12 protein-coding genes are annotated in these 10,944 nt (G+C 55.5%); 1 reads left to right on the top strand and 11 read right to left on the bottom strand.

The annotated features are described in order from the left end of the window. Genes APT89_RS07150 through APT89_RS07130 form a run of 5 tightly spaced genes read right to left on the bottom strand, consistent with a single transcriptional unit; the run spans position 1 to position 3,111 of the window. Positions 1–651, bottom strand: a complete 651-nt coding sequence (locus tag APT89_RS07150) for an HAD family hydrolase (protein ID WP_045260826.1) — start codon at positions 649–651, stop codon at positions 1–3. A gap of 3 nt (positions 652–654) precedes the next feature. Further along, positions 655–879, bottom strand: coding sequence for a 2-hydroxymuconate tautomerase (locus tag APT89_RS07145; protein ID WP_041911708.1), 225 nt, complete (start codon positions 877–879; stop codon positions 655–657). Between the two features lie 7 nt (positions 880–886). Beyond that, positions 887–1,720, bottom strand: a complete 834-nt coding sequence (locus APT89_RS07140; protein ID WP_028014969.1) for a hypothetical protein — start codon at positions 1,718–1,720, stop codon at positions 887–889. Further along, positions 1,713–2,489, bottom strand: a complete 777-nt coding sequence (locus APT89_RS07135; protein WP_028014968.1) for an AfsA-related hotdog domain-containing protein — start codon at positions 2,487–2,489, stop codon at positions 1,713–1,715. The genes APT89_RS07140 and APT89_RS07135 overlap by 8 nt, the downstream gene beginning before the upstream one ends. Before the next feature lie 10 nt (positions 2,490–2,499). Continuing rightward, complete coding sequence (locus APT89_RS07130) at positions 2,500–3,111, bottom strand: hypothetical protein (RefSeq protein WP_060571973.1); 612 nt, start codon at positions 3,109–3,111, stop codon at positions 2,500–2,502. A 187-nt stretch (positions 3,112–3,298) separates the two neighbouring features. On the opposite strand from APT89_RS07130, the gene APT89_RS07125 reads away from it, so the two are divergent. Continuing rightward, positions 3,299–4,219 (top strand): LysR family transcriptional regulator, encoded by a 921-nt coding sequence (locus APT89_RS07125; protein ID WP_028014966.1) that lies wholly within the window; start codon positions 3,299–3,301, stop codon positions 4,217–4,219. Here the strand turns inward: APT89_RS07125 and APT89_RS07120 are convergent. The 6 genes from APT89_RS07120 to uhpA all read right to left on the bottom strand — a co-directional run bounded on the left by APT89_RS07120 (position 4,216) and on the right by uhpA (position 10,908). Then, positions 4,216–4,668, bottom strand: coding sequence for a DUF1198 domain-containing protein (locus APT89_RS07120; RefSeq protein ID WP_060571972.1), 453 nt, complete (start codon positions 4,666–4,668; stop codon positions 4,216–4,218). The two genes, APT89_RS07125 and APT89_RS07120, sit on opposite strands and share 4 nt — an antisense overlap. Positions 4,669–4,819: 151 nt before the next feature. Then, a complete protein-coding gene (locus tag APT89_RS07115; protein ID WP_060571971.1) occupies positions 4,820–5,824 on the bottom strand; it encodes an alpha/beta fold hydrolase in 1,005 nt (334 codons plus the stop codon). 161 nt (positions 5,825–5,985) lie between these two features. Then, complete coding sequence (gene uhpT, locus APT89_RS07110; protein ID WP_060571970.1) at positions 5,986–7,377, bottom strand: hexose-6-phosphate:phosphate antiporter; 1,392 nt, start codon at positions 7,375–7,377, stop codon at positions 5,986–5,988. A 132-nt stretch (positions 7,378–7,509) separates the two neighbouring features. Further along, positions 7,510–8,820, bottom strand: coding sequence for an MFS transporter (gene uhpC / locus APT89_RS07105; protein ID WP_041911712.1), 1,311 nt, complete (start codon positions 8,818–8,820; stop codon positions 7,510–7,512). Then, positions 8,813–10,318 (bottom strand): signal transduction histidine-protein kinase/phosphatase UhpB, encoded by a 1,506-nt coding sequence (uhpB, locus tag APT89_RS07100; protein ID WP_045630906.1) that lies wholly within the window; start codon positions 10,316–10,318, stop codon positions 8,813–8,815. The genes uhpC and uhpB overlap by 8 nt, the downstream gene beginning before the upstream one ends. Continuing rightward, the gene (gene uhpA, locus APT89_RS07095; RefSeq protein ID WP_041911714.1) at positions 10,315–10,908 is read right to left on the bottom strand and encodes a transcriptional regulator UhpA; all 594 of its coding nucleotides are present in this window, start codon (positions 10,906–10,908) and stop codon (positions 10,315–10,317) included. The genes uhpB and uhpA overlap by 4 nt, the downstream gene beginning before the upstream one ends. Positions 10,909–10,944: the final 36 nt, after the last annotated feature.

The raw sequence follows: 10,944 nt of genomic DNA, 5'->3' as shown, positions 1-10,944 counted from the left end.
TTAAATAATGTGCCAATTTTTTTCAGTTGCATATCTGGTAAGCGCGGAATGCTCTCCCACACAGACGGGATGGCCAGTGGCTTCCAGCATTGGAATATCCGAAAGATCGTCGCCGTAGGCATAACAATCCACGGGGTTAATCTCTTTATCATCGCAAAAGGCGATAAGCGCGTCTTTTTTACCTGTTCCAATTGTTTGAGGCAGGCCGATTTCACCCGTCAACTCACCTGCGTCATTTATTATCACCGGCGCACAGAGTACTTCCGTTACTCCAAGATATTTTGCAATGGGTGAAAGAATCGGAAGCATAGAGCCCGATATAAATACGGTATACATGTTCTGGTTCTGATGTTTTTTAAGGGCTGAAACAGCACTCTCAATAAAAAACTCGCTTTCCAGCTTACGCCTGAACCACTTCTCACCCATTTCTTCCAGATAACGACAAGACACACCTTTAAACTGACGATAATAATCTCTGTTCAGGGCTTCCCTTGGCACGCCGTTTTTCACGTCGGTGCGAAAACGAGACATATAGCGTTGAAGACGATCGTTTTGATTATTTTCCCTGCACCAGAAATCATAGAAATCAAACATGCTTTTAATATTTATAAGCGTTTCATCAACATCAAAAAAAGCGGCATGTTTACGCAAATTTTATTCCTCGTAGTTTTTTCTTCGACTCTTAACCGGAAAATCTCTATCCGTACCAGACACGCCTGCATCCGCCCAGCGGGAAGGCGCAATTTCAGAAACCACCACGGAAATTTTATCCAGCGGCGCACCCGTGTTTTTGTGAACGGCAAATGTAATATCTTCCTGGAGTCTGATGATTTGATTTTCATCTTTCGCAGGCCAGGTCATAACATGAACAAATGGCATATTTTTCTCACTCTATAGTTGTAAATTCATCGAAGGAACGGCCTTTGAGTTTTAAATGGGCATGGATATCGCCTCCAAGACCATAAAAGCCAATTGCACCGCCATAGCTCTGACGCGAGCTCATATAAAGTACGACTACGTTAATAATTCTGTTTCCTTTCCTCGCCGGAGCCGGGAAAGGATCGGTTAACTCTGCCCAATATTCGGCATTACCTTCGCTATCGGTTATAAATACGTTGGGTATTCCCAGCGGACCTGGCCTGCTCGGATCCTCCGAGGCTAGATCGTTTTCCCTGAGACTCATCACGGTGTAAACGCTATCCGGAACAAGGCTCCGGAACGAAAACGTGAACCGGGCTCGTTTCTTATCTTCGGACAATGTGACCTCAAAGGTGCCCTCTGCCTCGAGCCAGGCAGCGAGGGTCACTGGCTCGATCTCTCGCTTTCCATCGCTGCTGCGATAATCCGCGATATAGCCTTCATGAAGTGGCAGGCCAGGCCTTATTTCATTATTGGCCTGCGGCCGCTGTTCTGGTGCGAAAACCATCCGATAGTTGTTCATCGGAATGGGTAAAGGAAGAGTATGAAGAATGATGTCCTTCAACGCGTCCTGAGGCATCTTGTCCAGATCGCACAGAATGTTATAGGGTGCGACTTCCCCAAATGCCGGAAGCGGGCTGTCCGGAGAGACAATGACGCTTCGCCACTGTAGTCCGTTATCCCCTGGTACCATGCCAACCACGACAAAATTACCCTTCCCGTCCATGACCTCCGCAGGGGGGTAAAGCGGCCCCTGCGTGGTCGCAGCCAGACGGTATTTCTGGCTACGTAATTCAGGCATGCGTTACCCCCTGAGTCACCCCTTGCTGCTCAACAATGGTCGCCTGCATGGCAACCTCAGCCAGAGATTTCTCTTTCTCTGTAATCAGGGCGGAAGGATAGACGGTGAACGAGACATCCATTGTCGCGCAAAGCGTTTGGTGCTGAGTGACGCGAACCTGAGCCTTGAAACGCCCCCGGCGGTCGTTAATATCTTTTTCAAGAAATTCAAAGTGGACCAGCGCCGGTAAAGGGAACAGGAAACTGGCGAAATTGATTGCCATGCTATTAATGACGTAATAGCGTCCACTTTCCTGCTGGTAAATAAATTCTTCGGTGACACCGATAAAGGCCTGTCGGCTGGCTTCAACCAGGAGCATTCCCTGAATATGCTGCCCCGTCTGATGATCCGCCATCAATTCGCAACGCTCATCGATTAACAGCGGCATCGCATAAAGGTCGTGGTTATGCTCAGCTTGTTCCGCAGGTCCTATAAGTACATTCTGTTCCAGTCTTTTATGGCAATAAGCATTTTTTTTGTCGCTAACCAGTTTTTCCAGAGAGCACATTTTTAACTTATTACCATGAATCGCATTTCTTGCCTGGTTTGAAATTACCTTTCCGGCAAAATCCTTGCGCACGCCCTGCCCAACAATAATTTCATGTTCTTTATCAATGATATTCGCAGGGATTTGAGTCAATAATTCTAGCTGAGATATCGTCAGTACATCTTTACCATTGGCAAATTCATTAAATTTATCGCCAACAACTACCAACTTTTTACAGTTCATTCATTGTCCCTCAACAACAGCAAGCACGATAGATACGTGTATAAAGGCCGTCATTACCGCCAGTAATAAAGTTATCGCCGGCCTGTTGAATAATTTCCTGATAACGCGCATTGGTAAATGCTTCTTTATATGCTGCTTTATCGCCGTTGAATGAGGAGATAAACATTACACCCGGAACGCCACTGATCAGTGAATGAAATGCTTCGAAACTTTCAATCTTATCTTTGTTATCTCTTACAACATTAAAAATGGTTTCATCGCGCCACTGACGGTACTGCTGATAGTTATGCGCAGGCACTTCGACGTGTCGGAGTTGAATATAATTTGATTGTGGCAAGCTATTTTTATTATCAATTGGGGATTCAACAAACTTAAGCAGTTCGCGACGGATATCGGCAGAAAGAACCTCAGAGAAACGATGGAACATGGATTCCATTTCACTTTCAACCCATGAAATTTCTTTAATATCGTTGAATGCGCGTAATTCCAGCAATTCATTAACGCCGTTTTCTTCACAGGTATAGTAGCGAACGTTTTCATTGCTTTTTAAGGAAGTAAATTCTTTTTCAGAAAAAGTGTTTTTTAATGGGAAGCGTGATACCAGTACATATTTAGACGACATAATTACTCCGAGTATTGATTAAGTGAGGATTCGGATAGAAATTTATCAATACAGGAAACTATTGGAATTGTTAAATTTGTAATATATTTTTTGTATTACTGTTAAAACGGGTTTTGCTGCCAGCATTTAGCGTGTAATATCGAAATGGAAAAAAGACGAAATACCTTTTCGCATTTAGGACCCACGTATGGCTACAGCAGAACATTTAATCAGCAATAACCTGCCCAGTATCAAACAATTACAATGCTTTCTCGCTGTTGCACATGAACTGAACTTTCGTAAGGCTGCCGAACGTCTACGCATGACTCAACCGCCTCTGACGCGTCAGATAAAATGCCTTGAAGCGGTGTTGAAACGTCAGTTGTTCAGTCGCAGTACGCATGACGTTAGCCTCACTGAAGCAGGCCGAGCGCTGGTCGTTCAGGCAGAAAAAATACTCAAAGACATCAGCAGCTTAAAAGAAGACCCTCACTCTTCAGAAACGAATCTGCGCATCGGTCTCACGCGCACGCTTAATTTTGAATATATTGAACCTGTAAATACCCAGCTTCAAAAAATGAACGCCGGAGATGACGTTGAAACGCCCGACCTGACGTCAGCACAGCTGCTGCAAAGCTTGTCTAAAAATATGCTGGATCTGGTGCTGACCGGGGAAAAAGGAACGGGTCATGAAGACATTGTTCAATACCGCTGGGTCTGCCAGGAACCGTTGCTCATCGCAATGCCTTCTTTACATCCTGCCAGTCTGAAAGAGAAAGTCTCGCTGGAAGACATTAGCGATCTTCCACTTTTTTGGTTTTCGAGAAGCGCTAATCCGTCATTCTATGACAAATGCGAAAGCTACTTTGACACGCTTAAAACGCCGCTGAAGCGTATTAAAGAGCCGGATGATTCCCTCGTGATGCTAAGCCGTATCGCAAGAGGGAAAGGGTTTGCGCTGCTGCCTCAGTCAAAATGCACCTTCAATCAGGAGGGGCTATGCTATCGCGAACTAACGGACGATGAGGCAAAGAGATTAAATATTGATATCTATGCCGCAACCCGCCTCAATGAAAACAGAGAGGAGATCCTGAACGCTCAGAATATCTTGTGCGGCAAAAAGGCTTAATGCAGATAAAACACACCCTCTTCCGGCAGGAAGAATTGGTTATAGCGCAGCTGAAAGGCGTTCAGCTCCTGCGGATCGGGCTCCATTTCGCGCATAAAGCCAAGTGCCAGACGAATTTGCGCATCGGTAATGGGTGCGGCAAGGCGGGCTTTACGCAGCATACGGTGCCAGGTATGCAGATTCTCTTCGCTACCGTCGACAATACAGACCTGCCAGATGAGCAGCACCTGCGCGGCGTTTTGCAGATGCGCCTCGTCAGGCCGCTCAAGGTAGCGGATAAATTCATTGCCCGGTGTTTTACCGAACTGGTCAATCATCGACTCGATCGGCATCGGGGTAATCCCCAGCCGTTCGCTTAAACGTTTGATGGCGCGGCGGGAGTCTGAGGTCAGGACACGAAATCCCACCACAAACACCACGGCAAGCGTTGCCAGCATTATCCAGACCATGCGTTCTCCTTAGACTAGCCGCTCATCATAGCGGGAAACGCAGCGTGTCGACAGCGGGTACGGCCAGAATAGTGAACCGAAAAAAGCTGGATAAATGCGATGAAAGCAATCCCGCGCAGGCGTGGCTGCGCGGGCTGTTGCTGGAGACCCGTCAGCGCGCCTGAAGCCCCTTCAACAGCGCCTCGTGAAAGCGTGCGGGATCCTGCATCTGCGGCGCGTGGCCCATGTCGTTAAACTCCACCAGCGTCGCGTGCGGGATGCGCTTCGCCGTCTCTTTGCCCAGCACCGCATAGTTGCCGAGCGTCTTGCGGACCTCCGGCGGGGCGAGGTCTTTCCCGATGGCGGTGTTGTCCTTCGTGCCGATCATCAATAATACCGGCATCTTCAGGTCGCTAAATTCATAGATGACCGGCTGGGTGTAGATCATGTCGTAGAGCAGCGCCGAGTTCCACGCCACGCGCGCTTTGCCCGGCCCGTTGTTCAGCCCGGCAAGCATGGTCACCCAGCGCTCGTATTCCGGCTTCCACTCCCCGGCGTAGTAGGTGTTTTTCTCGTACTGGCGAATGCCGTCGGCGCTGACCTTCAGCTCGCGCTGGTACCACTGGTCGACGGTAATATGCGGCACGCCGCGCGCTTTCCAGTCTTCAAGCCCTATTGGGTTCACCATCACCAGCTGCTCGACCTGCTGCGGCCACATCAGCGCGTAGCGGGTCGCCAGCATGCCGCCGGTCGAATGGCCAATAACCGTGACGCGATCGACGCCCAGCGTTTTCAGCAGCGCGTGGGTGTTATCCGCCAGCTGCTGGAAGGTGTACTGATAATGCTCTGGCTTGGTGGATTTACAGAAGCCGATCTGGTCGGGTGCGATCACGCGATACCCGCTGGCCGACAGCGCGCGGATCGTGCCGTCCCAGGTGCCGGCGCAGAAGTTTTTACCGTGCATCAGCACCGCGGTGCGGCCATTGGGTTGTTCCGGCTTCACGTCCAGGTAAGCCATATCCAGAGACTGGTTTTGCGAGGTAAAGGTAAAGTGTTTTACCGGCCAGCCGTAGTCAAAACCTTCCAGCTTCTCGCCGTAAGTGGGGGCATCCGCGGCCATTGCGGGGGAGGCCAGCGCCATCAGCAGCGCCAGGCAGGACAATCGTCGGGTCAACATGCAAGCTCTCCATTAGCAAAGGGGCTAAGGCTGCGCGAAAGGCGGCAGCAAAAACACTGTAGAGCATGGAGAGGAGCGGGTGTGTAAAGCGGGGTAAAGGTAGGACGCGCAAATAAAAAAAGCCCGGCATCACACACCGGGCAAAGAAGTTACCTGCACACTCAGGCCGCTTTTAATTTCTGCACTCGCCTTTCGCGGCGAATCTTACGCTCTTCCAGCACCGCGACCATCGCCATCAGGACGATACAGCCGATCGCTGCCGCATCCAGCGCCGCGAAGGTGCCCGCCCAACCGGTGAGGCCGAAAATCGGCGTACCGTCGGCGATCATCCCCAGGCCAAGCTTGGCAAAGCTGTCGCCGATCAGGTAGGCGAAGGTGCCTTTAATCCCATCGGCGGCGCCGATCGCTTTTTTCGGCACGAACCCTACGGCCGCCACGCCAATCAGCAGCTGAGGGCCAAACACCAGGAAGCCGAGCGCGAACAGGGACGCCAGGTAAACGTACTGGTTGCTGGCGTGCTGGTAGATGCCGAGCGTGGCGATAATCAGCGCCAGCGCGACGCAGGCCACCAGCGCGCGACGGCCGTTGGCGAGATCCGAGAGCCAGCCCCACAGCAGCGTGCCGACCAGCGCGCCCACTTCGAACAGGGTGAAGCCCTGAATCGCCACCTCTTTCGACAGCTTCAACTCCTGGAAGGCGTACACCGTTGACCACTGGTCGATGCCGATGCGCACCACGTACAGGAAGATGTTTGAGAAGCACAGCAGCCAGATCACTTTGTTTTTCAGCACATACTCAACAAAGATCTGCCATTTGGACATCTCGTTCCCTTCGGTCTCTTTGTCCTCTTCGCTGATCTCCTCCCCGAACAGCTCTTCGGCTTTGCCGAGGCCGTACGATTCCGGGGAGTCGCTGCCGAAACGCAGGCCGATAAAGCCGACGATCAGGGCGATAATCGACGGGAAGATAAACATGCCGATCACGTGGCCGTCGAACAGATAGTTCGCGCCAAACAGCGCCACGCCTGCCGCACCCGCCCCGCCGAGGTTGTGGGAGATGTTCCACATGCCGAGGTACGAACCCCGCTTGCGGCGCGGCGTCCATTTGGTGATGGTGGAGTAGCTGCACGACCCGCCGGTGCTCTGGAAGAAACCGCTCAGGGCGTAGAAGGCGATCATCAGGAACAGGCTGACGGAGCCCGCGCCCATGCTGGCGCTGAAGCCGAGCATACAGATGGCGGAGAGGATCAGCATAAACGGCAGGAACTGCTTGGTGTTTTTACCGTCCGCGTAGTAGGACACAACCGTTTTCCCCACCCCGTAGGTGATGGAGAAGCCCAGGCCAATCATCCCCAGCTGCGTCATGCTCAGCCCGTAGGTGGAGATCATGTCGTTCTGCGCGATGTTAAAGTTTTTGCGGATCAGGTACATGGTCAGGTAGCCGATGAAGACCACCAGATAAGACTGCATGAACGGTTTGAACCACATCTTGCGCCGCACGTCGAGCGGCAGATCCAGGGTCGGCTTGCGCACCTGGTTTAAGAAGGCCAGCATGGTTGGTTTACTCCTGAGCTGATTTTTGCAGCATTGTAAAAATCAGCCGGGAGAGATGCCTGAGACAGCGTCCAGGTGAAACCGGGAAAATTTCCTAGTTTTGCGCCATTCGGCAACAAAAGGTGAGGCACGTCACGCTTCGCGCGGCGCCTGGGCGTGCAAAAACGGCAGCAGCAGCAAGGCCGAGATGCCCGCCGCGATGGCGATCGCCGCGAAGAACCCGCTCCAGTGCCAGACGTCGATGACCCGCGCCAGCGGCCAGCCGGAGAGCGACGCGCCGAGGTAGGCAAACAACCCGACAAACCCTGTCGCCGCACCGGCCGCCTCCTTGTGCGAGCACTCCGCCGCCGCCATGCCGATCAGCATCTGCGGGCCAAAGACAAAAAAGCCGATGGTGAAGAAGCACGCCGCCTGCATCACGTAGCTGGCGAACGGCATCAGCCACAGCGAGCCGACGGAGAGTAAAATCCCGGCGGCAAAAATCAGATTCATCGGGCCGCGGTTGCCGTTGAACAGCTTGTCCGAGCCCCAGCCCGCCACCAGCGCGCCGATAAACCCGCCCAGCTCAAACATCGTCACCGCAGAGTTAGCGGTCACCAGGTCCACGCCGAGCGTCTCGGACATGTACAGGTTACCCCAGTCGTTGATCGCCGCGCGCACCACGTAGACCAGCACGTAACAGAGGGACAGCAGCCAGATGTACGGATTTTTCAGCACGTATTTGGTGAGGATTTCCTGGCGGGACAGCCCGGCGCCCTCCTGCTGCTGGGCGATCTCCATCTCGTCGTGCCGCCAGTCGCCCACCGCCGGTAGGCCGACGGTTTGCGGCCTGTCGCGCAAGCGCCAGCAGAGGAACAGCCCGGCGACAATCGCGAGGGCACCGGCAATCATCATCCCCGTGCGCCAGCCGTAGTGCAGCGCGGCAGCCCCCACCACCATCGGGATCAGTGCCCCGCCGACGTTATGCGCGGTGTTCCAGATTGCCCACCATCCGCCGCGCTCGTTGCGCGAGTACCAGGCGGTGAGCAGGCGGGCGCAGACCGGCGCACCCCAGCCCTGGAAAAAGGCGTTCAGCGCCCACAGCAGGGCAAAGGCCCACAGCGAGGTGGAAAAGCCAAACAGGATGTTCACCACGCCGGTGGCGATCAGCCCAACGCCCATGAAATAGCGCGCGTTGGAGCGGTCGCTGACGATGCCGGAGAAGAACTTCGACAGCCCGTAGCTGATGTAAAACAGCGTCGCCAGCAGGCCGATATCGGTGCGCGTCATCACGCCGCTGGCGAGGATTTCCGGCGCGGCGGCGTTGAAGCTTTTGCGGGTGAAGTAGAACAGCGCGTAGCCGAGCCAGATGGTGATCAGGATATGGCGACGCCAGTAGCGGTAGCGGGCGTCGATTTCCGCCTTGTCGCGCAACGGAGCCGCGCTGGTTGGGGTTTTAAACATGATACGTCCTTAACGGCAAACTGACGCTGACGCGCGTCCCGTGGGTGCAGGAGAGGGTCAGCGTGCCGCCCAGCGCCTTGACGCGCTCGCGCATGCCCGCCAGGCCAAAGCCCTGCTGGCCGGAGCCCGGCGGCAGGCCGCAGCCGTCGTCTTCAATCACCAGCATCAGGCGCTCGTCCTGCTGCCAGCCCTGGATCGTCACCGCGCTGGCATTGGCATGTTTAACGATGTTGTTCAGCCCCTCCTGACAGACGCGGAACAGCGTCACGCGCTGGCCTTCGCTGAGCAATGATTCATCAATGCGCCAGTCGAGATGGCTGACAATGCCGCGGCTTTCCAGCTCCATCTCGCGCATCAGGGAGCGTATCGCCTGCTCCAGCGACAGGTCATCAAGCTGGCGCGGACGTAGCCGTCCCAGCAAGCGGCGAACGGCGTCATAGACACCCAGCGAAAGCTGTTCGATATGCGCCCCGCCCTGCTTCACGCCCGCGTTATCCGCCGCCAGGCGCTGAACAATGCCCGCCTGCGTGCGGATGGCGGTAATGGTCTGGCCGATATCGTCGTGCAGCTCGCGAGCCACCTCCTGACGCACGCTCTCCTCGGTCTCCAGAAGACGCTCCGCCAGACGACGGTTGCGCGCCAGCTCGGCTTGAAGGGACTGGTTCAGCTCGCGCAGGCGCTGAATGCCCGCGCCGAGCAGCAGTCCGGTCAGGCTCTGGGCCAGCAGCGAGAGCAGCAGATCCACCGGATGATCGTGCCAGGTCTGGCTGGCGATCAGCGCGATGGCGTTCATCAGCGTGGCGATCAGCGCCCCCTGCCAGCCGTAGTGCCAGGCCAGAGCGATGATCGGCAGCGCCAGGCAAAACGGCGTGAAGCGCGAAAGCTCGGCGGGCAGACCAAGCTGCAGCCACAGGCTCACCATAAACAGCAGCAAATACCAGATGAGGTGCCGGGCGCGCCAGTTCACCGGCTGGGAGACCAGCGCGGGGCCGAGCGGTTGCCAGACGGTGCTGGTGAGGTAGTGCCAGAAAACCAGACAGGTCGGCGCGAGGGTCAGACCACCGGTCAGGGTCAGAAGCAGGGCGTTAAGCATCTCCTTCTCGCCGATCCACGGCAGGGATTGTAACAGCGCGGCGGCAATCAGCGCCGCCCCCTGACGCAGCAGCGTGCGCCAGTCGCGCTGGTGGCGGTAGCGGGAAATCAGGGCAACGGGGAGAAGCGTGAGCAGACTTCCGGTCATCAATAAGGGAAGATGCGCGAGGGCCACCTCCTGCGCCAGCCAGATCAGCATCAGCCACTCCGCGCCGAGCAAAACGGGCCAGTAGCCGCGCGGGCACTGGAGCATTAGCCCCAGACGCAGGCCGAAGGGAAACAGCAGCACCGCCAGCTCCGGGCGCTCCACCAGGTGCAGGCTGATGCTCCACAGGCAAAACCACGCGGCGGAGAAGATAAAAAAGCTGGCGACGACGGCGATCAGCCGCGAAAACACGGGACTCATTGCCAGCTGTCGAACATGCGGCGCGCCAGCTCGACGTCGTTGCTGACGTTGAGTTTTTCCATCAGGTTGGCGCGGTGGACGTGCACGGTTTTCGGCGACAGATCCAGCTCGGCGGCAATCTCTTTCACCGACATGCCCTGGGCAAGCTTCTCCGCCACCTGGCGCTCGCGTCTGGTGAGCGGATCCTGACGTCCGGCCGCCAGCTTGATAGCGATATCCGGCGTCAGGTAGCAGCCGCCGGTGGAGACGGTGCGCACGGCAGCGATCAGCTCGTCCGGGCTACAGCGTTTGGAGAGGAAGCCGCGCGCCCCCGCGTTGAGCGCCTGCTCGACCAGCGCCGGGCTGTCGTGAACCGAGAGCATGATCGTCGCCATCCCTTTCGGCAGCTGGCTCAACAGCTCCAGCCCGGAGAGATCCGGCATCGAGATGTCACAGATACAGACCTGCACCCCGCGCCCCGGCAGGCCCGCCAGCGCCTCGTGACCGGAGCCAAACTCGGCCACGACCTGAAAATCCGGTTCGAGGTTAAGAAGCTGGGCAAAGCCGGAGCGGACGATAAGGTGGTCGTCGATGAGAGCGATGGTGGTCATGTGTGTTCCTGCGATCTGAAAAAGCCGGATGACGCT

This window comes from Enterobacter sp. 50588862 (genome assembly GCF_001462935.1).
Lineage (GTDB): Bacteria > Pseudomonadota > Gammaproteobacteria > Enterobacterales > Enterobacteriaceae > Enterobacter > Enterobacter bugandensis.
Note: the sequence above shows the minus strand (reverse complement) of the source record. Positions and strands in the feature narration are given on the sequence as shown.

What these genes read in the sequence shown, in the direction of transcription:
- APT89_RS07145 (WP_041911708.1), bottom strand. Translation starts at nt 879, where the DNA reads ATGCCATTTGTTCATGTTATGACCTGGCCTGCGAAAGATGAAAATCAA.
- APT89_RS07140 (WP_028014969.1), bottom strand. Translation starts at nt 1,720, where the DNA reads ATGCCTGAATTACGTAGCCAGAAATACCGTCTGGCTGCGACCACGCAG.
- APT89_RS07135 (WP_028014968.1), bottom strand. Translation starts at nt 2,489, where the DNA reads ATGAACTGTAAAAAGTTGGTAGTTGTTGGCGATAAATTTAATGAATTT.
- APT89_RS07130 (WP_060571973.1), bottom strand. Translation starts at nt 3,111, where the DNA reads ATGTCGTCTAAATATGTACTGGTATCACGCTTCCCATTAAAAAACACT.
- APT89_RS07125 (WP_028014966.1), top strand. Translation starts at nt 3,299, where the DNA reads ATGGCTACAGCAGAACATTTAATCAGCAATAACCTGCCCAGTATCAAA.
- APT89_RS07120 (WP_060571972.1), bottom strand. Translation starts at nt 4,668, where the DNA reads ATGGTCTGGATAATGCTGGCAACGCTTGCCGTGGTGTTTGTGGTGGGA.
- APT89_RS07115 (WP_060571971.1), bottom strand. Translation starts at nt 5,824, where the DNA reads ATGTTGACCCGACGATTGTCCTGCCTGGCGCTGCTGATGGCGCTGGCC.
- uhpT (WP_060571970.1), bottom strand. Translation starts at nt 7,377, where the DNA reads ATGCTGGCCTTCTTAAACCAGGTGCGCAAGCCGACCCTGGATCTGCCG.
- uhpC (WP_041911712.1), bottom strand. Translation starts at nt 8,820, where the DNA reads ATGTTTAAAACCCCAACCAGCGCGGCTCCGTTGCGCGACAAGGCGGAA.
- uhpB (WP_045630906.1), bottom strand. Translation starts at nt 10,318, where the DNA reads ATGAGTCCCGTGTTTTCGCGGCTGATCGCCGTCGTCGCCAGCTTTTTT.
- uhpA (WP_041911714.1), bottom strand. Translation starts at nt 10,908, where the DNA reads ATGACCACCATCGCTCTCATCGACGACCACCTTATCGTCCGCTCCGGC.